At 76.8% G+C, this 24,494-nt stretch carries 1 protein-coding gene; it reads left to right on the top strand.

Annotation, left to right across the window (positions count from 1 at the left end; translation table 11 throughout):
• Positions 1–3: 3 nt before the first annotated feature.
• Positions 4–24,228: a type I polyketide synthase gene (locus ACFVHV_RS28995; protein ID WP_380354798.1), complete on the top strand. Its 24,225-nt coding sequence runs from the start codon at positions 4–6 to the stop codon at positions 24,226–24,228.
• Positions 24,229–24,494 lie beyond the last annotated feature (266 nt).

Raw genomic sequence — 24,494 nt, 5'->3', positions numbered from 1 at the left:
TCGATGAACACCCGCGGTGACAAGGCGGTCGAAGCACTTCGGGCCTCCCTCAAGGAGGTCGAGCGCCTGCGCAGGCAGAACCGGGAGATCCAGGCGGCCGCCCGCGAGCCGATCGCGATCGTCGCGCTGGGCTGCCGGCTGCCGGGCGGCGTCACCGGCCCGGAGGACCTGTGGCGGCTGGTCGCGGACGGCACCGACGCGATCGGCGGGTTCCCGACCGACCGCGGCTGGGAGGAGTCCTTCCCCGGCAGTCGTGATTACGCCCGCCGGGGCGGCTTCCTCGGCGACGCGACCGGGTTCGACGCCGAGCTGTTCGGCATCAACCCGCGCGAGGCGCTGGCGATGGACCCGCAGCAGCGGCTGCTGCTGGAGGTCGCCTGGGAGACCTTCGAACGGGCGGGCATCGATCCCCAGTCGGTGGCCGGCACGGCGACCGGCGTCTTCGTCGGCGCCTCCCCGTCCGGCTACGACGGAGCCGGCCGGCTCCCGGAGAACACCGCGGGATACCACCTGACCGGCACCGCGAGCGGGGTGCTCTCCGGCCGGCTCTCGTACGTCTTCGGGCTGGAGGGCCCGGCGGTCACTGTGGACACCGCGTGCTCCTCCGCGCTGGTGGCGCTGCACCTGGCGGTCCAGTCGCTGCGCCAGGGAGAGTGCGGCCTGGCGCTGGTCGGCGGCGTCGCGGTGATCAGCACCCCGGCCGCCTTCGCCGAGTTCGGCAAGCAGGGCGGCCTGGCCGCCGACGGCCGCTGCAAGTCCTTCGCGGCGGCGGCGGACGGCACCGGCTGGTCCGAGGGCGTCGGCGTCCTGCTGCTGGAGCGGCTCTCCGACGCCCGCCGCAACGGGCACGAGGTGCTGGCGGTGGTCCGGGGCAGCGCGGTCAACCAGGACGGTGCGTCCAACGGTCTGACGGCGCCGAACGGTCCCTCGCAGGAGCGGGTGATCCGGCAGGCGCTGGCCAACGCCCGGCTGGAGGCGGCCGACGTGGACGCCGTGGAGGCGCACGGCACCGGCACCCGCCTCGGCGACCCGATCGAGGCCGAGGCGCTGCAGGCCGTCTACGGCCGGGGCCGCGCGGCCGACCGGCCGCTGCTGCTCGGCTCGCTGAAGTCCAACGTCGGCCACACCCAGGCCGCGGCCGGCGCGGTCGGCGTGATCAAGAGCGTGCTGGCGCTGCGCAACGGCGTGCTCCCGGCCACCCTGCACGTGGACGCGCCCACCCCGCACGTCGAGTGGACGGGCGGCGGCGTCGAGCTGCTGACCGAGGCCCGGCCCTGGCCGCAGGCGGAGCGGACCCGGCGGATCGGCGTCTCCGCATTCGGCGTCAGCGGTACCAACGCCCATGTGCTCATCGAGGAGAGCCCGGCCGTGGCCGAGGCCGAGCCGCGGACGGAGCCGGAGGCGCCCGGGCAGGGCGTCCGCCCGGTGGCGTGGCCGGTGTCGGCGCAGAGCGCGCAGGCGCTGCGGGGCCAGGCGGCGCGGCTGGCCGAGCGGTTCGGGCCGGACGTGGACGCGGGCGACGCGGCGTGGTCCCTGGCGACGACCCGGGCCGCGCTGGCCCACCGCGCGGTGGTGCTGGGCACCGGTGGCCGTGAGGGGCTGCTGGACGGCCTCGGCGCGCTGGCGGACGGGCGTCCGACGGGCGGCGTGGTCGCGGGTGTCGCGGTGGAGGGGCGGACGGCGTTCCTGTTCACCGGGCAGGGTGCGCAGCGGGTCGGCATGGGCCGGGACCTCTACGAGGCTTTCCCCGCCTTCGCGGCAGCGTTCGACGCGGTCTGCGCGGAGCTGGACGCGAGGCTCGGGCGGTCGGTGCGCGAGGTCGTCCTCGACGGCGTCGAGGACCTGGACCGGACGGTGTGGGCGCAGGCCGGGCTGTTCGCGGTCGAGGTGGCGTCCTTCCGGCTGCTGGAGTCCTGGGGCGTGGTCCCCGACTTCCTGCTCGGCCACTCGATCGGTGAGATCGCCGCCGCCCATGTGGCGGGCGTGTTCTCGCTGGCCGACGCGTGCGCCCTGGTGGCGGCGCGCGGGCGGTTGATGGACGCGCTGCCGAGCGGCGGCGCGATGCTGGCGGTCCAGGCCGCCGAGGCCGAGGTCCGCGACGCGATCGGCGACCGCCTGGACGTCGCGGCCGTCAACGGCCCGACCTCCGTGGTGGTCTCCGGGCCGGCGGACGCGGTCGAGGAGTTCGCGGCCCGTTGGAAGGCCGAGGGTCGCAAGACCAGCCGGCTGACGGTCTCGCACGCCTTCCACTCGGCGCTGATGGAGCCGATGCTCGCCGAATTCTCGTCCGTGCTAGCGAAGTTGACCTTCGCCGAGCCGCAGATCCCGGTCGTGTCGAACCTGACCGGCGGCCTCGCCGATCCCGGCCTGCTCGCCACCCCCGACTACTGGGTGCGTCAGGTCCGTGAGGCCGTCCGCTTCGCCGACGGCGTCGACGCCCTGCACCGCGAGGGCGTCACCCGGTTCGTGGAGCTGGGCCCGGACGCCGTGCTGTCGGGTCTTGTCGGGCAGCAGGCGGCCGAGGGCGTGGTCGCCCCGCTGATGCGCCGTGACCGCGCGGAGTCCGAGACCGCGCTGACCGCGCTCGCCACCCTGTGGACGACCGGCGCCGAACTCGACTGGCGGTCCGTGCTGTCGGCCGGGCGCCGCCTCGACCTGCCGACGTACGCCTTCCAGCGCGAGCGCTACTGGCCCGACGTCCTGCTCGACGCGCCCGGCTCGGCCGAGGACGCCCGCTTCTGGGCGGCCGTGGAGCGCGCCGACGTCCCGGAACTGGCCGCCACCCTGCGGCTGTCGGACACCCCGGAGGTGCTGGACGGCGTCGTCCCGGCGCTCTCCGCGTGGCGGCGCTCGCGCCGCCAGGAGGCGGTGGTCGACTCCTGGCGCTACCGGGTGGAGTGGCAGCCGCTGCCGCTGCCGGACGCCGCCGGGCCGAACGGCACCTGGCTGCTCGCCACCGCTGACGAGTCCGCGGCCGCCGAGGACGTGGCCGCCGCGCTGCTGGCCGCCGGTGCGCGGGTCACCCGGCTGCCGCTGACCGGGGACCGGCCCGCCCTCGCCGGGCGGCTGGCCGCGGAGGACTTCGCCGGCGTGGTGTTCGTGGCCGGTTCGGCCGCCGCGGGCCTTCCGGTGCCCGCCGACCTCGGCGCCCTGCTGCTGCTGGTCCAGGCACTCGGGGACGCGGGCTCGCAGGCTCCGCTCTGGTGCCTGACCCGGGGCGCGGTGTCGACCGGGGACGAGGACCGGTCGCCGTCCCCCGAGCAGTCCCTGCTGTGGGGCCTCGGCCGGGTCGCGGCGCTCGAACACCCCGGCCGCTGGGGCGGGTTGGTCGACCTGCCGGAGACCGTCACCGCCGAGGAGGGCCGCCGGCTGGCGGCGCTGCTCGCGGGTGCGGGCGGGGAGGACCAGCTGGCCCTGCGCGGGGCGCGGGTGCTCGGCCGTCGGGTGGTCCGGGCACCGCTGCCCGGGGCCCCCGCGGCGGAGTGGAGCACCGACGGCACCGTCCTGATCACCGGCGGCACGGGCGCCCTCGGCGGGGACGTGGCGCGCTGGCTGGCCGGGCGGGGCGTGCCGCACCTGCTGCTGACCAGCCGCCGCGGCCCGGCCGCGCCGGGAGCGGACGAGCTGGTGGCCGAACTGACCGCGCTGGGCACCCGGGTGACCGTCGCCGCCTGCGACGTGACCGACCGGGAGGCGCTGTCCGGGCTGCTGGCCGGGATCCCGGCCGAGCACCCGCTGAGCGGCGTGGTGCACACCGCCGGGGTCGGCGCGCCGGGCCCGTTGATGGAGACCGACGCCGAGGCCGTCGCCGAGGTGATCGGCGGCAAGGCCGCCGGGGCCGCGCTCCTGGACGAACTGGCCGGGGACGTCGACCTGTTCGTGGTCTTCTCCTCCATCGCCGCCACCTGGGGCAGCGGCGGCCAGGGCGCCTACGCGGCCGGGAATGCCTTCCTGGACGCGCTGGTGGAGGCCCGGCGGGCCCGCGGCCTGGCCGGGACCTCGGTCGCCTGGGGCCCGTGGGCCGAGGCCGGCATGGCCGCGGACGCCGGCTTCGAGGACTACCTGCGCCGCCGCGGCCTGTCCGCGCTGGACCGTACGGCGGCGATCCGGGCGCTGGCCGGGGTCGTCGACCGGGACGAGGGCTGCGTGGCCGTCGCGGACGTCGACTGGGAGCGGTTCGGGCCCGCCTTCGTCTCCGGCCGGCCCAGCCCGCTGCTGAGCGGCCTGGCCGACCGGGACGACGCGGCCGGGGACACCGGATCGTCCGCCCCCTCCTCGGAGTTGCGGGACTCGCTCGCCGCCGCGCCCGAGGGGGAGCGGTCCCGGCTGCTGCTGGAGGTGGTCCGGGACCGCACCGCGCTGGTGCTGGGACGCCCGTCGACCGAGGCGGTGGCGCCGCGACGCGCCTTCCGCGACCTGGGCTTCGACTCGCTGACCGCCGTGGAGCTGCGCAACCGGCTCGGCGCGGAGACCGGCCTGAAGCTGGCGGCGACGCTGGTCTTCGACCACCCGACGCCGGCCGCGCTGACCGAGTACCTGCTCGGCGAGCTGTTCGGCACCCCCGACGAGGCCCGGCCGGCGCGCCCGGTGGCGGCCGCGGCGGACGACGAGCCGATCGCGATCGTCGGCATGAGCTGCCGTTACCCGGGCGGGGTCCGCTCGGCCGAGCAGCTGTGGGCGATGGTCACCGAGGGCCGGGACGGTGTCACCGGATTCCCCACCGACCGCGGCTGGCCCGAGGGCGGCGGCTACGTCCGGCGCGGCGGCTTCGTCGAGGACGCCACCGACTTCGACGCCGGCATGTTCGGCATCTCGCCGCGCGAGGCCCTCGCGATGGACCCGCAGCAGCGCCTGGTGCTGGAGACGGCCTGGGAGGCGTTCGAGAACGCCGGCATCGACCCGTACTCGCTCGGCCACTCGTCCACCGGCGTGGTGATCGGCGCCTCCGCCTCCGGCTACGGCCTCGGCATGGAGATGCCCGCCAACGTCGAGGGCCACCTGCTCACCGGCACCGTCAGCAGCGTGCTGTCCGGCCGGATCGCGTACACCTTCGGCCTGGAGGGCCCCGCGGTCACCGTGGACACGGCCTGCTCCTCCTCGCTGGTCGCCCTGCACCTGGCCGCCCAGTCGCTGCGCCGCGGCGAGTGCGAGCTGGCGCTCGCCGGCGGTGTCGCCGTGATGGTCTCCCCGGGGGTGTTCGCCGAGTTCGACAAGCAGAACGGCCTGGCGGCCGACGGCCGGTGCAAGGCCTTCGCGGCCGCCGCCGACGGCACCTCCTGGGCCGAGGGCGTCGGCATCCTGGTGCTGGAGCGGCTGTCCGAGGCGCGCCGCAACGGCCACCAGGTGCTCGCGGTGATCCGCGGCAGCGCCATCAACCAGGACGGCGCCTCCAACGGCCTCGCCGCGCCCAACGGCCCCGCCCAGCAGCGGGTGATCCGGCAGGCCCTGGCCAACGCCGGACTGACCGCAGCCGAGGTGGACGCCGTCGAGGCGCACGGCACCGGCACCCGGCTCGGCGACCCGATCGAGGCGCAGGCACTGCTCGCGACCTACGGCCAGGAGCGCGCCGGTGAGCCGCTCTGGCTCGGCTCGGTGAAGACCAACATCGGCCACGCCCAGGCCGCCGCCGGCGTGGCGGGTGTGATCAAGATGGTGCAGGCGCTGCGCAACGGCCTGCTGCCCGCGACCCTGCACGTGGACGCGCCGTCCCCGCACGTGGACTGGTCGGCCGGGGCGGTGGAGCTGCTCACCGAGGCCCGGCCGTGGCCGGAGCTCGACCGGCCGCGCCGGGCGGCGGTGTCCTCCTTCGGGATCAGCGGCACCAACGCCCACGTCATCCTGGAGTCCGTGCCGGTCGTCGGGACCGTGGAGCCCGAGGCCGCCGAGGGCCCCCAGCCCTGGCTGCTGTCGGGCCGCACCCCGGCCGCGCTCACCGAACAGGCCGAGCGGCTGCGGGAGTTCGCGGCCGGGCGCCCCGAGCTCGCGGGGCCGGAGGTGGCCCGCTCGCTGCTGTCCCGGGCCGCCCTGGAGCACCGCGCCGTGGTGCTGGGCGCCGACCGGGCCGCCCTGCTGGACGGCCTGGGCACCCTCGACGGCGAGGGCGTCGTGAAGGGCCGGGCGGTTCCCGGCGACGTGGTGTTCGTCTTCCCGGGCCAGGGTTCGCAGTGGCTCGGCATGGGGCGTGAACTGGCCGCCGCCGCACCGGTGTTCGCGGCCCGGCTGGCCGAGTGCGAGGCGGCGCTGGCGCCGTACACCGACTGGTCGCTCACCGAGGCCCTGGACGACGAGGAGCTGCTGTCCCGGGTGGACGTGGTCCAGCCGGTGCTGTGGGCCGTGATGGTGTCGCTGGCCGAGGTGTGGCGGGCGCACGGTGTGGAGCCCTCGGCCGTGATCGGCCACTCGCAGGGCGAGATCGCCGCGGCCGTGGTCGCGGGTGCGCTGTCCGTCGAGGACGGCGCCAAGGTGGTCGCGCTGCGCAGCCGGGCGCTGATCGAACTCGCCGGTGACGGCGGCATGGTGTCGCTGGCGGTCGGCCAGGAGACCGCCGAGGGGCTGATCGCCGGCTTCGACGGCCGGATCTCGGTGGCCGCGTTCAACGGGCCGTCGTCGACGGTGGTCTCGGGCGAACCGGACGCGCTGGACGCGCTGATGGCGCTCTGCGAGGAGCGGGAGGTGCGGGCCCGCCGGATCCCGGTGGACTACGCCTCGCACTCCGCCCAGGTGGAGCGGGTCCGTGAACGGGTCCTGACGGAGCTGGCCGGGATCAGCCCGACCACCTCCCAGGTCCCGCTCTACTCGACGCTGACCGGTGAGCCGATCGACACCGCGCGGATGGACGCCGGGTACTGGTACGACAACCTGCGCTCCACCGTCCTGTTCGAGCAGGCCACCCGCGCCCTGCTGGCCGACGGCCGCTCGGTGTTCGTCGAGTGCAGCCCCCACCCGGTGCTGACCGTCGGCGTGCAGGAGAGCGCCGACGCCGCCGGCGCCGACGCGGCCGCGCTGGGCACGCTGCGGCGCGACCGGGGCGGCCCCGAGCAGCTGCTGACGGCCCTGGCCGAGGCCTGGACCGCCGGGGCGTCCGTCGACTTCACCCCGGTCGTGCCCGCGGGCCGCCGGGTCGAGCTGCCCAGCTACGCCTTCCAGCGGGAGCGGTACTGGCCGCGGGCCGTGGTCGCCGCCGGCGACCTGAGCACGGTCGGCCAGGTCGTCACCGAGCACGCCCTGCTGGGCGCCGCCGTCCCGCTGCCCGGCGGAGCCCTGGTCCTGACCGGACGGCTGAGCGCGGCCGGCCAGGACTGGCTGGCCGACCACGCGGTGCACGGCGACGTGCTGGTGCCGGGCACCGCCTTCGTGGAGATGGCGCTGGCCGCCGGTGAGCGGGCCGACTGCGCCCTGCTGTCCGAACTGGTGCTCCAGGCGCCGCTGGTGCTGCCCGCCCAGGGCGGCGTCGCGGTCCAGGTGAGCGTGGGCACCGCCGACGACACCGGCTGCCGGACCTTCGAGGTGTTCTCCCGCCCGGACGCCGCCGGCACCGAGCTGGTCCGCCACGCCACCGGCGTCCTCGCCCCGGCCGCCACCGCCCCGCAGGACGGCCCCGACCTCGCGGTCTGGCCGCCCGTCGGGGCCCGGCCGGTCGAGGTCGAGGGCTTCTACCAGGCGCTCACCGAGGCCGGCTACGGCTACGGCCCCGCCTTCCAGGGCCTGCGCGCCGCCTGGCGAGACGGCAGCACCGTCTACGCCGAGGTCGCCCTGCCCCAGGACGTCCGGGCCGAGGGCTTCGGCATGCACCCCGCACTGCTGGACGCCGCCCTGCACGCCATCGGCCTCGCCGCCGACCCCGCCACCGGCACCCGGCTGCCGTTCTCCTTCGACGGCGTCCACCTCCGGGCCACCGGGGCCACCGTGCTCCGGGTCGCGCTGACCGTCCGCGCGGACGGAGCCGCCCTGCACGCCGCCGACCCCACCGGCGCGCCGGTGATCGACATCGCCTCGCTGACCCTGCGCGAGGTCGCCGCCGCGACGCTGCGGCGGGCCGGCGAACGCGCCGTCCACGACGCCCTGTTCACCGTCGACTGGACCCCGCTGGCGCAGCCGGCCCCGGCCCGGCCCGACACCTCGCACTGGCGGGGGATCGACGCCGTCGAGGACGGCGCGACGCCCCCGGTGGTCGTGCTGACCCTGCCGCCCGCCGCATCCGACGACGGAACGGCCCTGGCCGTCCGCCGGACCACCACCGAAGTCCTGCGCACCGTCCAGGAGTTCCTCGCCGCCGACCGCTTCGCCGACACCCGGCTGGTGGTCGTCACCCGCGGCGCCGTCCCGGCCGCCCCCGGGCAGCCGGTGACCGACCTGGCCGGCGCGGCCGTGTGGGGCCTGCTGCGCTCCGCCCAGTCGGAGCACCCCGGCCGCGTGCTGCTGCTGGACCGCGACCCGGCCGGCCAGGACGCCGACTGGCAGGCCTGGGCCACCGTCCAGGACGAACCGCAGCTCGCCCTGCGCGAGGGCGGGGCCCGCGCCCCCCGGCTCGTCCGGCAGAGCGCCGCCCACGGCCTCACCGCCCCCGACGGGCCCGGCGCCTGGCGCCTGGACGTCACCGAGGAGGGCACCCTGGAGGCCCTCGCCCTGGTGCCCGCCGCCGAGGCCGACGCCCCGCTGGGCGCCGACCAGGTGCGGATCGGCGTCCGCGCGGCCGGTGTGAACTTCCGCGACGTGCTGCTCGCGCTCGGCATGTACCCCGACCGGGCCGTGATGGGCGCCGAGGCCGCCGGTGTGGTGACCGAGGTCGGCGCCGAGGTCACCGATCTGGCCGTCGGCGACCGGGTGTTCGGCCACTTCGACGGCGGCGGCCTCGCCGACCGGGCGGTCACCGACCGGCGGCTGCTGGCCCGGATCCCGGCCGGCTGGACCTTCACCGAGGCCGCCTCGGTGCCCGTCGCCTTCCTGACCGCGTACTACGGGCTGGTGGACGTGGCCGCCGCCCGGCCGGGGGAGTCGGTGCTGGTGCACGCGGCGGCCGGTGGCGTCGGCATGGCCGCCGTCCAACTGGCCCGCCACCTGGGGCTGGAGGTGTACGGCACCGCCAACCCCGGCAAGTGGGACGCGCTGCGCGCCGCCGGTCTGGACGACGCCCACATCGCCTCCTCCCGCGACCTCGCCTTCGAGGAGTCCTTCCGTACCGCCACCGGCGGACGCGGCGTGGACGTGGTACTCAACTCGCTGGCCGGCGAGTTCACGGACGCCTCACTGCGGCTGCTCGCCGAGGGCGGGCGCTTCGCCGACATGGGCAAGGCCGACCCGCGCGACGCCGAGCAGGTCGCCACCGACCACGGCGTGCGCTACCGGGCGTTCAACCCCGCGGAGGCGGGCCCGGAGCGGGTCCGGGAGATCACGGCGGAGATCATCGGCCTGTTCGAGTCCGGTGCGCTGCGGCTGCTGCCGATCACCGCGTGGGACGTCCGCGAGGCGCCCGCGGTGTTCCGGCACATCAGCCAGGCCAAGCACGTCGGCAAGAACGTGGTCACCGTCCCGGCGCCGCTCGACCCCGAGGGCACCGTCCTGATCACCGGCGGCACCGGCACCCTGGGCGGGCTGCTGGCCCGCCACCTGGTCGCCGAGCACGGCGTGCGGCACCTGCTGCTGCTCAGCCGGCGCGGCGCCGACGGCCCGGGCGCGGCCGAACTCGCCGACGAGCTGCGGGACCTGGGCGCCGACACGACCCTCGCGGCCTGCGACGCCGCCGACCGCGAGGCGCTGGCCGCGGTGCTCGCCGCGATCCCCGCCGAGCACCCGCTCACCGGCGTCATCCACGCGGCCGGCACCCTGGACGACGGCGTGTTCGACGCGATGACCCCCGAGCGGGTCGAGGCCGTCCTGCGGCCCAAGGTCGACGCCGCCGTCAACCTGCACGAGCTGACCGCCGACCGCGACCTCGCGATGTTCGTGCTGTACTCCTCCGCCTCCGCCACCTTCGGCACCGGCGGCCAGGCCAACTACGCGGCGGCCAACGCCTTCCTGGACGCCCTCGCCTCCCACCGGCGCGCCCTCGGGCTGCCCGCCCAGTCACTGGCCTGGGGCCTGTGGCAGGAGGCCAGCGAGATGACCAGGCACCTGAACCCGGGCGCCGACGCGCGGACCGACAAGCTCGGCACCGCCCTGGACAGCGGACAGGGCCTCGCCCTCTTCGACGCGGCCACCGCCCTGCCCGCCCCGCACCTGGTGCCGGTCGCCCTGGACCGCACCGGCGGCGGCGAGGTCCCGGCACTGCTGCGCGGCCTGATCCGGCCCGCGGTGCGCCGCGCCGCCGAGCGCGAGGCCGGCGACACCAGCACCCTGGCCGGACAGCTGCGCAACGCCTCCGCGAGCCGGCGCCGGCAGATCCTGCTCGACCTGGTCCGCGGCAACGCCGGCACCGTGCTCGGCTACGCGGACGCCGAGGCGATCGGCGCCCGGCAGGCCTTCCGCGACCTCGGCTTCGACTCGCTGACCGCGGTCGAACTGCGCAACCGGCTCAACGCCGCGACCGGCCTGCGGCTGCCCGCCACCACGGTGTTCGACCACCCGAACCCGACCGCGCTCGCCGACCACCTGGCCACCAGGCTGCTGGGCGAGAGCGCACCGGCCCCCGCCGTCGCCGCGCCGGCGCCGACGGCCGACCCCGGCGAGCCGATCGCGATCGTCGGCATGGCCTGCCGGCTGCCCGGCGGCGTCGCCTCCCCGGCCGACCTGTGGCGGCTGGTGGCCGCCGGCGAGGACGGCACCGCCGCCTTCCCGGCCGACCGCGGCTGGCCCCTCGACGTGGTGCACGGACAGGCCGCCCGGGGCGGATTCGTGGACGGCGCCACCGAGTTCGACGCCGGCCTGTTCGGGATCTCGCCGCGCGAGGCGCTGGCGATGGACCCCCAGCAGCGCCTGCTGCTGGAGACCGCCTGGGAGGCCTTCGAGGACGCCGGCATCGTGGCCGCCGACCTCGGCAACCGCTCCACCGGCGTCTTCGTCGGCGCGGCGGCGTCCCACTACGGCCTCGGCATGCAGATCCCGGACAGCGCGCTCGGCCACCTGATGACCGGCAGCGCGACCAGCATCGCCTCCGGCCGACTGGCCTACGTGTTCGGGCTGGAGGGCCCGGCCATGACGGTCGACACCGCCTGCTCCTCCTCGCTGGTGGCGCTGCACCTCGCGGTGCGGGCGCTGCGCGGCGGCGAGTGCGACCTGGCGCTGGCCGGCGGCGTGACCACCCTCGCCACGCCCGGCGTGATCACGGAGTTCGACCGGCAGGGCGGCCTGGCCTCGGACGGTCGCTGCAAGGCCTTCTCGGCCGACGCCGACGGCACCGGGATGTCCGAAGGGGTCGGCCTGCTGCTGGTCGAGCGGCTGTCGGACGCCCGTCGCAACGGGCACCAGGTGCTCGCGGTGGTGCGCGGCAGCGCGGTCAACCAGGACGGTGCGTCCAACGGCCTCACCGCGCCGAACGGGCCCGCGCAGGAGCGGGTGATCCGGCAGGCACTGGCCGACGCCCGCCTGGAGGCGGCCGAGGTGGACGCGGTGGAGGCGCACGGGACGGGGACCCGGCTCGGGGACCCGATCGAGGCGCAGGCGCTGCTGGCCACCTACGGCCAGGGCCGCGGCGACGAGCCGCTCTGGCTGGGCTCGATCAAGTCGAACATCGGGCACACCCAGGCGGCGGCCGGTGTGGCGGGCGTCATCAAGATGGTGCAGGCGATGCGGCACGGGACGCTCCCGGCCACCCTGCACGCCGAGCAGCGGACCTCCGAGGTGGACTGGTCGGAGGGCGCGGTCGAGCTGCTGACCGAGGCCCGCCCGTGGCCGGCGGCGGACCGTCCGCGCCGGGCGGGTGTGTCGTCCTTCGGGATCAGCGGCACCAACGCGCATGTGGTGCTGGAGCAGGCGCCGGCCGAGGAGATGGCGCCGGTCGGAGACGCGACCGGGCCGACGCCGTGGGTGGTGTCGGCGCAGAGCGCCGGGGCCCTGAAGGCCCAGGCGGCCCGCCTGGCAGGGGAGTTGGAGCCCGAGGCGCTGGAGTCCGGGGCCCGTCCGCAGGACGTGGCGTGGTCGCTGGCCACCGGGCGGACCGGGCTGGCCCACCGTGCGGTGGTGCTCGGCGACGACCGGGCGGCGCTGCTGGACGGCCTGGCCGCGCTGGCGGACGGCCGCCCCTCGGGCGGGGTCGTCACCGGGATCGCGACCGAGGGCCGCACGGCGTTCCTGTTCACGGGGCAGGGCGCGCAGCGGGTCGGGATGGGCCGGGAGCTGTACGAGGCCTTCCCGGTGTTCGCGGCGGCCTTCGACGCGGTCTGTGCGGAGCTGGACGGGAAGCTCGGGCGGTCGGTGCGCGAGGTCGTCCTCGACGGCGTCGAGGACCTGGACCGTACGGTGTGGGCGCAGGCCGGGCTGTTCGCGGTCGAGGTGGCCTCGTTCCGGCTGCTGGAGTCCTGGGGCGTGGTCCCGGACGTGCTGCTCGGCCACTCGATCGGTGAGGTGGCGGCCGCCCATGTGGCGGGTGTTCTCTCGCTGGCGGACGCGTGCGCCCTGGTGGCGGCGCGCGGCCGGCTGATGGACGCGCTGCCCGAGGGCGGCGCGATGCTCGCCGTCCAGGCCGCCGAGGCCGAGGTCCGCGACGCGATCGGCGACCGGCTGGATGTCGCGGCCGTCAACGGCCCGACCTCCGTGGTGGTTTCCGGACCGGTCGAAACGATCGAGGAGTACGCCGCGCGCTGGAAGGCCGAGGGCCGCAAGCTTCGCCGTCTGACCGTCTCGCACGCCTTCCACTCGGCCCTGATGGAGCCGATGCTCGCCGAATTCGCCTCCGTCCTCGCGGAGTTGACCTTCGCCGAGCCGCAGGTCCCGATCGTGTCGAACCTGACCGGCGGGATCGCCGAGCCGGGGCTGCTCGCCAGTCCCGAGTACTGGGTGCGGCAGGTCCGGGAGGCCGTCCGCTTCGCCGACGGCGTCGAGGCCCTGCACCGCGAGGGCGTGACCCGTCTCGTCGAGCTGGGCCCGGACGGTGTGCTGACCGCGCTCGCCGCGCAGAGCGCCCCGGACGTGGTCGGCGTGCCGCTGCTGCGCAAGGACCGGGACGGCCGCGAGACCGTCCTGACCGCGCTGGCCGCGCTCTGGACGGCGGGCGCCGCGATCGACTGGTCCGCGCTGCTCCCCGCCTCCCGGCGCGTGCCGCTGCCGACCTACGCCTTCCAACGCGAGCGCTACTGGCCGGAGGCGGCCGAGCCGACGAGCGTCGCGGCCGACCCGGCGGAGGCCCGGTTCTGGGCGGCGGTCGAGAACGAGGACCTGGCGGGCCTCGCCTCCACCCTGGACGCCGACCGGACGCCCGAGGGCCTGGACTCCGTCCTGCCGGTGCTCACCGCCTGGCGGCGATCGCGCCGTCAGGACGCGGTGATCGACTCCTGGCGCTACCGGGCGACCTGGAAGCCGCTCGCCGGGCTCGTCGGGACCGGCCTCTCCGGGACGTGGCTGCTGGCCGCGCCGGAGGGCTCCGGGCCCGGGGCCGCGCTGGCCGCCGCCCTGGGGGAGGCCGGCGCCGAGGTGCTCCCGTTCGACGTCGACGCCGTCCCGGCCGGGGTGGCCGGAATCGCCGGCGTCGTGGCGCTGCTTCCCTCGGACGCCCCGGTGCCCGGTGCGGTCGCGCTGCTGCGGGCGCTGGGCGGGGCGGGCGTCGACGCCCCGCTCTGGCTGGTCACCAGCGGTGCCGTGTCGATCGGCCGCTCCGACCCGCTGCGGGATCCCGTCCAGGCCCAGCTCTGGGGCCTGGGACGGGTCGCGGCGCTCGAACACCCGCAGCGCTGGGGCGGTCTGATCGACCTCCCGGCCGTCCTCGACCCGCAGTCGGCCGAGCGTGCCGTCGCCGTCCTCGGCGGCGGCACCGGCGAGGACCAGGTGGCCGTGCGCGGCGCCGGGGCCTACGGCTGCCGCCTGGCGCGCGCCGCCTCCGGTGCCGCGCCCGCCGCGCCGTGGACGCCGTCCGGTCCGGTCCTGATCACCGGCGGCACCGGCGCGCTGGGCGCGGAGACGGCCCGCTGGCTGGTCGGCCGGGGGGTGCCGAAGCTGGTGCTGACCAGCCGCCGGGGCGCGGACGCGCCGGGCGCAGCCGCGTTGGCCGCCGAGCTGACCGAGGCGGGCGCCGAGGTCGTGGTGGCCGCCTGCGCGACCACCGACCGGGAGGCGCTGGCCGCGCTGCTCGCCGAGCACAGGCCGACCGGCGTGGTGCACGCCGCCGGGGTGGGCCAGGGCGCCGCACCGCTGGCGGACACCGACGAGGCAGAGATCGCCCGGGTGCTCGACGGCAAGGCCGTCGGCGCCGAACTGCTCGACGAGCTGACCGCCGGTCTGGACCTCGATCTGTTCGTGGCCTTCTCCTCGGTCGCGGCGACCTGGGGCAGTGGTGGTCAGGGCGTCTACGCCGCGGCCAACGCCCACCTGGACGCGCTGGTGCTGCGGCGCCGGGCGCGCGGGCTGCGGGGCACGTCGGTGGCCTGGGGCCCGTGGGCGGGTGAGGGCATGGCCGCCCGGGGCGAGGCCGCCGAGCAGCTGCGCCGCCGTGGTCTGGCGGTGATGGACCCGCGGCTCGCGGTGCTGGCGCTGGCCCGCGCGGTGGACGGGGACGAGGGCTGTGTGACCGTCGCGGACGTGGACTGGCAGCGGTTCGCGCCGGCCTTCACCGCCGTGCGCACCAGCCGGCTGCTGGCGGAGCTGCCGGAGGCCGGCAGCGGGTCGGCGCCGGTGGCGGCGGTCGAGGGGGCCTCGGCCTTCCTGGACGCCTTGGCGGCGGCCGCGGCCGGGCGCCGGGAGCGGATGCTGCTGGACCTGGTCCGGTCGTCCGCGGCGGCGGCGCTGGGTCACACGTCGGTGGAGGCGGTGGACGCCGGTCAGGCGTTCCGCGACCTCGGCTTCGACTCGCTGACGGCGGTGGCCCTGCGGAACCTGCTGGTGAAGGAGACCGGGCTCGCCCTTCCGGCGACGCTGGCCTTCGACTACCCGACGCCGGCGGTGCTGGCGGCCCATCTGGCCGGGGAACTGCTGGAGTCGGTACCGGTGACGGTGGCGGCCGCGGAGGAGACCGGTGCGGCGGTGGCCGTCTCGGACGACCCGGTGGTGATCGTCGGCATGAGCGCCCGCTACCCGGGCGGCGTGCGGTCGGCCGCCGGGCTGTGGGACCTGGTGGCCGCCGGGGCGGACGGCGTCACCGGCTTCCCGGCGGACCGCGCCTGGTCGGTCGAGGGCATCGCGGCCGAGGCGGCGCGCGGCGGCTTCGTGGAAGGTGTGACGGAGTTCGACGCGGCCCTGTTCGGGATCTCGCCGCGCGAGGCGCTGGCGATGGACCCGCAGCAGCGGATCCTGCTGGAGGCCTCCTGGGAGGCCTTCGAGGACGCCGGGATCGACCCGCGCTCGGTGCGGGGCGGGCAGATCGGCGTCTTCGTCGGCGCCTCCAACTCCGGCTACAACGCGGTCGGCGGCCTGGAGGAGGCGAGGAGCCACGTCCTGGCCGGCTCGGCGAACAGTGTGATCTCCGGCCGGGTGTCGTACGTCTTCGGGCTGGAGGGCCCGGCCGTCACCGTGGACACGGCCTGCTCCTCCTCGCTGGTGGCCCTGCACTGGGCGGCGCAGGCGCTGCGCGAGGGCGACTGCGAGACGGCGCTGGTCGGCGGTGTGACGGTGATGGTGTCCCCGGCCGCCTTCGCCGAGTTCGACCGCCAGGGCGGGCTGTCCTCGGACGGCCGCTGCAGGTCCTTCGCCGCGGAGGCGGACGGTACGGGCTGGGGCGAGGGTGTCGGCGTCCTGGTGGTCGAGCGCCTCTCCACCGCCCGCCGCCACGGGCACCGGGTCCTGGCCGTGCTGCGCGGCAGCGCGGTCAACCAGGACGGTGCGTCCAACGGCCTGACCGCGCCGAACGGTCCGGCTCAGCAGCGGGTGATCCGGCAGGCCCTGGCGAGTGCCGGGCTGTCGGCCGCCGAGGTCGACGCCGTCGAGGCGCACGGCACGGGCACCGTGCTGGGCGACCCGATCGAGGCGCAGGCGCTGCTGGCCACCTACGGCCGGGACCGCGACGGCGAGCCGCTCTGGCTGGGCTCGATCAAGTCCAACATCGGCCACACCCAGGCGGCAGCCGGTGTGGCGGGTGTGATCAAGATGGTGCAGGCGATGCGCCACGGCCTGCTCCCGGCCACCCTGCACGCGCAGCGGCCCAGCCCGAAGGTCGACTGGTCGGCCGGCGCGGTGGAACTGCTCACCGAGGCGCGTCCCTGGCCCGAGCTGGACCGGCCGCGCCGCTCGGCGGTGTCCTCCTTCGGCATCAGCGGCACCAACGCCCACGTCATCCTGGAGAGTGTGCCGTCGGCCCCGGTGGAGGAGCCGAAGGCGGCACCGGTGCTGCCCGTCTGGGCCGTCTCGGCGAAGACCGCCGAGGGCCTGCGGGACCAGGCGCGGCGCCTGCGGGCGTTCGCCGAGCCCGGCGCGGACGTCCGGGACGTCGCCTGGTCGCTGGCCGGCACCCGGGCGGCGCTCGACCACCGGGCCGTGATCGTCGGCGCGGACCACGCCGAACTCCTGCGCGGACTGGCCGCGTTGGCGGACGACGCACCCGACGCGGCGGTGGTCCGCGGCGCGGTCGCCGACCGTCGGACCGCCTTCCTGTTCACCGGCCAGGGCTCGCAGTACGCCGCGATGGGGCGGGGGCTGTACGAGGCCTTCCCGGTGTTCGCGGAGGCCTTCGACGCGGTCCGCGCGGAGCTGGACCTCCGGCTCGACCGGCCGCTCACCGACGCGGTGTTCGAGGGCATCGGCATCGACCGGACGGTGTGGGCGCAGGCCGGGCTGTTCGCGGTCGAGGTGGCGTCCTTCCGGTTGCTCGAATCCTGGGGCGTGACGCCCGACTTCCTGCTCGGGCACTCGATCGGCGAGATCGCCGCCGCCCACGTCGCCGGGGTGTTCCCGCTGGCGGACGCGTGCGCCCTGGTGGCGGCGCGCGGCCGGCTGATGGACGCGCTGCCCGAGGGCGGGGCGATGCTGGCGGTGCAGGCCACCGAGGCCGAGGTCTGCGAGGCGATCGGCGACCGGCTGGACGTCGCGGCCGTCAACGGCCCGACCTCCGTGGTGGTTTCGGGTCCGGTCGAAACGATCGAGGAGTACGCCGCGCGCTGGTCGGCCGAGGGCCGCAAGACCCGTCGGCTGACCGTCTCGCACGCCTTCCACTCGGCCCTGATGGAGCCGATGCTCGGCGAATTCGCCTCCGTACTCGCGGAGTTGACCTTCGCCGAGCCGCGGATCCCGGTCGTCTCCAACCTGACCGGCGGGATCGCCGGGCCCGGGCTGCTCACCACCCCCGACTACTGGGTGCGCCAGGTCCGCGAGGCCGTCCGCTTCGCCGACGGCGTCGAGACCCTGCAGCGCGAGGGCGTGACCCGCTTCGCGGAGCTCGGCCCCGACGGCGTGCTGAGCGGGCTGGCGCAGCAGAGCGCGGCGGACGGCGTGTTCGCGCCGCTGCTGCGCCGCGGCCGGGAGGACTCCCGGACCGCCCTGCGGGCCTTGGCCCGGCTGTGGGCGGACGGCGCCGAGGCCGACTGGTCCGCGGTGCTGCCCGAGGGCCGACGGGTGGAGCTGCCGACGTACGCCTTCCAGCGGCAGCGGTTCTGGCCGCAGGCCGGTGCCACCGAGCCCGTCGGCGACGTGGTGGAGGCCAGGTTCTGGGACGCGGTGGAGCGCGAGGACTTCGGCGATCTGGCCGACCTCCTGGACACTCCGGACCCCGCCGAGCTGCTCGGCGCGGCCCTGCCGGTGCTCTCCTCGTGGCGGCAGCGGCGCAAGGTCGACTCGGTGGTGGACTCCTGGCGCTACCGGGTGATGTGGCGGCCGCTCGGCACCCAGGACGGCGCCCCGGCACTGACCGGCCGGTGGCTGCTGGCCGTCCCGCGGGCGGCCGCCGAGTACCCGCTGACCGAGGGCGTGGCGGCGGCGATCCGCTCGGCGGGCGCCGAGGTGGTCCGCTTCGAGCCCGTCGGCACCGGCCGGGCGGCCCTGGCCGCGCAGCTCGCCGAGGCGGGCCCGGGCACGTTCGCCGGTGTGGTGTCGCTGGCCGCGCTCGCCGGGGAACCGGACCCGGACTCGGCGGTCTCGCCGGGCCTGGAACTGACCCTGGCCCTGTTCCAGGCGCTCGGCGACGCGGGCGTCACCGCCCCGTTCTGGGCGCTGACCGAGCACGCGGTCTCCGTCGGCCGCTCGGACCGGGCCGCCGACGCCGGACAGGCGCAGGTGTGGGGCCTCGGCCGGGTCGCGGCGCTGGAGTCCCCGGACCGCTGGGGCGGTCTGATCGACCTGCCGTCCACGCCGGACGCCCGGGCCGGCACCCGGCTGGCCGCCGTGCTGGCCGGTGGCAGCGAGGACCAGGTGGCCGTGCGCGGCTCCGGCACGTACGGCCGCCGACTGGTCCGGGCGACGGCCGGCGCGGGCGCGCCGTCCTGGTCGCCGACCGCCGGGGGGACCGTCCTGGTCACCGGCGGGACCGGCGCGCTGGGCGCCGAGGTCGCCCGCTGGCTCGCCGACCACGGCGTGGCCCGGGTGGTGCTGACCGGCCGTCGCGGGGCGGCCGCGCCGGGCACGGCGGACCTGGTCGCGGAGCTCGCGGCGCGCGGCACCGAGGCCGTGGTCGCCGCCTGCGACGTGACCGACCGGACCGCACTGGCCGCGGTGCTCGCCGCGGTGCCGGCGGACCGCCCGCTGATCGGCGTGGTGCACGCCGCCGGCGTGCTGGACGACGGGGCGCTGGACGCGCTCACGCCGGAGCGCCTGAGGACGGTGCTGGCCGCGAAGGCGGCCGGCCTGGTCGTCCTGGACGAGCTGACGCGAAGCCACGAGCCGGAGTTCTTCGTCGCCTTCTCCTCGCTGGCGGGCGCCGTCGGCAGCGCCGGCCAGGGCAACTACGCCGCCGCCAACGCCTTCGTGGACGCCTGGATGGAGGGGCGGCGCGAGCGCGGCCTGCCGGGCGTCTCGGTCGCGTGGGGCCCGTGGGCGAACGAGGGCATGGCGGCCGACCCGGCCCTGGTGCAGCGGCTGCGGCGCGGCGGCCTGCCGCCGATGGACCCGGCGCTCGCCGTCACGGCGCTCGCCCGGGCGATCGGTCACGACGGGGCCGCCCTGGTGGTCGCCGACGTCGACTGGTCGCTGTTCGCGGCCGGTGCGGGCGGGCTGCGGCCCAGCGCCCTGCTGGCCGACCTGCCGGAGGCCGCCTCGGCCACGGCCGGCACCCGCGGCGCCGGACCGGCCGAGGAGTTCCGGGCCGAGCTGGCGGCGGCACCCGGGAGCAGGCGCTCCGGGCTGCTGCTGGACGCCGTGCGGTCCTGGACCGCGGCGGTGCTCGGCCACGGCTCGCCGGACGCGGTCGGCGCCGAGCAGGCGTTCCGCGACCTCGGATTCGACTCGGTGACGGCGGTGGAGTTCCGGAACCTGGCGAGCGCCCGGACGGGGCTGGCGCTGCCGGCCACCCTGGTCTTCGACCGTCCGACCCCGGCCGCGCTGGCGCGCCACCTCGGCGAGCAGCTGTTCGGCGCGGCCGAGCCGGCCGTGGCCGCCGATGTCGCCGAGGTCGCGGACCGCACCCGGGCCGAGGACGAGCCGATCGTGATCGTCGGCATGGCCTGCCGCTTCCCTGGCGGCGCCGGCTCCCCGGACGCGCTCTGGGAGCTGCTGTCCGACGGCGTCGACGCGATGACCGGCATCCCGTCCGACCGCGGCTGGGAGGCCGGCTGGACGGGCGTGGACGCGGCCGCCCGGGGCGGATTCCTGGAGGGCGTGGCCGAGTTCGACGCGGGCCTGTTCGGGATCTCGCCGCGCGAGGCGCTGGCGATGGACCCGCAGCAGCGGCTGCTGCTGGAGGCCTCCTGGGAGGCCTTCGAGTCCGCCGGAGTGGACCCGAGGGCGATGCGCGGCCGGCCGGTCGGTGTCTTCGCGGGCACCAACGGCCAGGACTACCCGCTGGTGCTCGCCGCCTCGGAGGAGGACGTGGACGGCCACGTGGCCACCGGCAACGCCGCCTCCGTGCTCTCCGGCCGGATCTCCTACGCGTTCGGGCTGGAGGGCCCGGCGATGACCGTGGACACCGCCTGTTCCTCCTCGCTGGTCGCCCTGCACCTCGCGGCCCAGGCGCTGCGCCGCGGCGAGTGCGAACTGGCCTTCGCGGGCGGCGTCTCGGTGATGTCGACCCCGGTGGTGTTCGCGGAGTTCGACCGCCAGGGCGGCCTCGCGGCGGACGGCCGCTGCAAGGCCTTCTCGGCGGAGGCGGACGGTACGGGCTGGGGCGAGGGCGTGGGCGTGCTGCTGCTGGAGCGGCTGTCCGACGCGCGGCGCAACGGCCACCGGGTGCTCGCGGTGGTCCGGGGGAGCGCGGTCAACCAGGACGGCGCGTCCAACGGCCTCACCGCCCCCAACGGCCCGTCGCAGGAGCGGGTGATCCGCCAGGCGCTGGCGGACGCCGGGCTGTCGGCCGCCGAGGTGGACGTGGTCGAGGCGCACGGCACCGGCACCCGCCTCGGCGACCCGATCGAGGCCCAGGCGCTGCTGGCCACCTACGGCCGGGAGCGCACCGCGGAGCCCCTGCTGCTGGGCTCGGTGAAGTCCAACCTCGGCCACACCCAGGCCGCCGCCGGCGTCGCCGGGGTGATCAAGATGGTGCTGGCCCTGCGGCACGGCATCGTGCCGCCGACCCTGCACGTCGGCGAGCCGACCCCGCAGGTGGACTGGTCGGCCGGCGCGGTGGAGCTGGTGACGGAGCGCCGGGCGTGGCCCGCCGTGGACCGGCCGGCCCGCGCCGGTGTGTCCTCCTTCGGGATCAGCGGCACCAACGCCCACGTCATCCTGGAGGCCGCCGTCGAACCGGACACGGCGGAGGCCACGGCCGTTGTCGAGCCGGACGCGGTGGAGGCTGTTTCCGCCGTCGAGTCGGGCGCGCTGCCCTGGCTGCTGTCCGGGCGCTCGGCCGCGGCGCTCGCCGCCCAGGCCGGGCGACTGCGCTCCTTCGCGGCCCGGCGGGCCGAGCTGCGGCCGCAGGACGTGGCCCGGTCGCTGCTCTCGCGCGCCGGGCTGGAACACCGTGCGGTGGTGCTCGGCGCCGACCGGGACGCCCCGCTGGCGGCCCTGGCCGCGGGCCGACCGTCCGGCACTCTGGTGTCGGGCGTCGTGGCCGAGGGGCGGACGGCGTTCCTGTTCACCGGTCAGGGCGCGCAGCGGGTCGGGATGGGCCGGGAGCTGTACGAGGCCTTCCCCGCCTTCGCGGACGCCTTCGACGCGGTCTGCGGGGAACTGGACCTGCTGCTGGACCGGCCGGTGAAGGACGTGGTGTTCGACGGGGCGGAGGATCTGGACCGTACGGTGTGGGCGCAGGCCGGGCTGTTCGCGGTCGAGGTGGCGTCCTTCCGCCTGCTCGAATCCTGGGGCGTGACGCCCGACTTCCTGCTCGGGCACTCGATCGGCGAGATCGCCGCCGCCCACGTCGCCGGGGTGTTCCCGCTGGCCGACGCGTGCGCCCTGGTGGCGGCGCGGGGCCGGCTGATGCAGGCGCTGCCCGAGGGCGGGGCGATGCTGGCGGTCGAGGCCACCGAGGCCGAGGTCCGCGAGGCGATCGGCGAGCGGCTGGATGTCGCGGCCGTCAACGGCCCGACCTCGCTGGTGGTCTCCGGCCCGACCGAGGCGGTGGAGGAGTTCGCCGCCCGGTGGAAGGCCGAGGGGCGCCGGATCCGCCGGCTGACCGTCTCGCACGCCTTCCACTCGGCCCTGATGGAGCCGATGCTCGCCGAATTCGCTTCGGTGCTGGCCGGGTTGACCTTCGCCGAGCCGAGCATCCCGGTCGTCTCCAACCTGACCGGGACGCTCGCCGAACCCGGGCTGCTCTCCACCCCCGACTACTGGGCGCGCCAGGTCCGCGAGGCCGTCCGCTTCGCCGAGGGCGTCACCCGCCTGGCGGAGCAGGGCGTCACCCGGTACTTGGAGCTCGGCCCCGATGGCGTGCTCTGCGGGTTGGCCCAGCAGTCGGTCGCGGCGGGCACCTTCGCTCCGCTGCTGCGCAAGGGCCGCGAGGAGCGGGACACCGCCCTGGAGGCGCTCGCCCGGCTCTGGACGGCGGGCGCCGAGGTCGATTGGTCGGCCGTGCTGCCGGAGGGCCGTCGGGTGGACCTGCCGACGTACGCCTTCCAGCGGGACCGGTACTGGCCGCGGTTGCCGCTCGCGGCGTCCGGCCGGGCCGACGGTGCCGCCGCGGTCCTGGACGACTGCCTCTACCGGATCGACTGGAAGCCGGTCGAGGTCCCGCCGGCGCGGCTCGACGGCGGCTGGCTGCTGATCACCGACACCGAGGACGACGGCGCGTTCGCGGACACCCTGCTCACGCGACTGCCCGCCGACACCGCCCCGGTCCGACTCGCCGTCGGCGACCTCGACCGGGAGCAACTGGCGGAGCGGCTGCGCGAGCTGGCCGAGAAGGCCCGCGGGATCGCCTACCTGCCCACCGGGCTGGACCGCGGCCTCGTGCTGCTGCACGCCCTCGGCGACGCGGAGCTGGAGGCGCCGCTGTGGATGGTCACCCGGGGCGCGGTGGCCGTGGACACGGCGGACCGGGTCACCCGCCCCGAGCAGGCGCAGCTGTGGGGCTTCGGCCAGGCCGCGGCGCTGGAGCACCCGCGGAGCTGGGGCGGGCTGGTCGACCTGCCCGCCGAGCCGGACGCCGGCACCCTCGCGGCGCTCGCGGCGGTGCTCGACGGGGCGACCGGGGAGGACCAGCTCGCCCTGCGCGGTGAGCGGGTGCTCGCCCGCCGCCTGGTCCGCACCGACGCGGGTGCGGCCCCGGCGGAGCCCTGGCGGCCGTCGCGGCCCGGCACGGTGCTGGTCACCGGTGGTACCGGCGCGCTGGGCGCGGTCGTCGCCCGCTGGCTGGTCGGCCGGGGCGTCACCGACCTGGTCCTCACCGGCCGCCGCGGCTCCCGGACCCCGGGCGCCGCGGAGCTGACCGCCGAACTGACGGCGGCCGGCGCCCGGGTGACGGTGGCCGCGTGCGACGCCGCCGACCGGGAGGCGCTGGCGGCGACGCTGGCCGCGGTCCCGGCCGACCGCCCGCTGATCGGTGTCGTGCACGCGGCCGGTGTCGCCCAGTCGGCGATGCTGGCGCAGACCGGCGTCGAGGACATCGCGAGGATCACCGGAGGCAAGGTCGACGGCGCCGCCCACCTGGACGAGCTCACCGCGGAGGCGGACCTGGAGCTGTTCCTGGTCTTCTCCTCCATCGCCGCCACCTGGGGCAGCGGCGGGCAGGCCCTCTACGCGGCGGGCAACGCCTACCTGGACGCCCTGGCCCGGAACCGGCGGGACCGCGGTCTCGTCGGGACGTCGGTCGCGTGGGGCCCGTGGGCGGGCGCCGGGATGGCGGCCGACGGCGCGGAGGAGTACCTGCGCCGCCGCGGACTGACGCCGCTCGACCCGCAGTTCGCGCTCACCGCCCTGGCGGCGGCCGTGGACGGCGGCGCGGACGCGCTGACCGTCGCCGACGTGGACTGGACCCGGTTCGCGCCCGCCTTCACCTCGGGCCGGCCGAGCCCGCTGCTGGGCGACCTGCCCGAGGCGGCCGACGGCCGGTCCCCGGCCGGGGGCGCGGCTTCGGCCGGGGCTCCGGCGGCGGACGGCGGGGCGCTGCGCGCCCGGCTGGCCGGGCTGGACGCCAAGGAGCGGACGGCCGTCCTGCTGGAGCTGGTCCGGGACGTGCTGGTCGAGGTGCTCCGCTACTCCGCGGCCGAACAGATCGACGAGACCAGGCCGTTCCGCGACCTCGGCTTCGACTCGCTCACGGCCGTCGAGTTCCGCAACCGGCTGGCGCGGGAGTGCGGTGTCGCGCTCCCGGCGACGATCGTCTTCGACCACCCGACCCCGGTCGCGCTGGCAGGCCACCTGCACGGCGCGCTCCCGGGCGGCGCCGAGTCGGTCGCGGACGTCGAGCCGCTGCTCGGGATGCTCGACGGGCTGGAGGCGGCGATGACCGTCAACCCGCTGGACGAGCTCTCCCGTTCCAGGGTCACCGTGCGCCTCCAGGCCTTCCTGGCCCGCTGGTCCGCCGGTGCCCAGGCGGAGGAGGACACCATCGCGGACCTCCTCGACGCCGCGGACGACGAGGAACTGCTCAACCTGGTCCGGGAGGAGCTGGGCAACAGCGACCTGGACTGAGCGGCCCAGCCCCGGAGGGCCCGCGGACGTGCCGGAACGCGGTGCCACCGAGTCGATCGGTGGCACCGCGCCGCGCCGGACCCGTCGAACGGCGCACGAGGAGAGCGGCTCGACCACGAAGAGGGCGGCCGGAGCACGAGGAGGGCGGCCGGAACACGAGGAGGGCGATCGGATGGCGCTGAAGCGCGACGAGGTGGAGCGCACGGCGCTGCGCCTGCTCAAGGAGGAGGGCATCGACGGGCTGACAACCCGGCGGCTCGCCCGCG

It is taken from the genome of Kitasatospora sp. NPDC127116 (assembly GCF_042677365.1).
Taxonomy (GTDB): domain Bacteria; phylum Actinomycetota; class Actinomycetes; order Streptomycetales; family Streptomycetaceae; genus Kitasatospora; species Kitasatospora lactacystinica.
Note: the sequence above shows the minus strand (reverse complement) of the source record. Positions and strands in the feature narration are given on the sequence as shown.

Excerpts from the sequence above, each read along its gene's own strand:
- ACFVHV_RS28995 (WP_380354798.1), top strand. The coding sequence starts at position 4 with ATGAACACCCGCGGTGACAAGGCGGTCGAAGCACTTCGGGCCTCCCTC.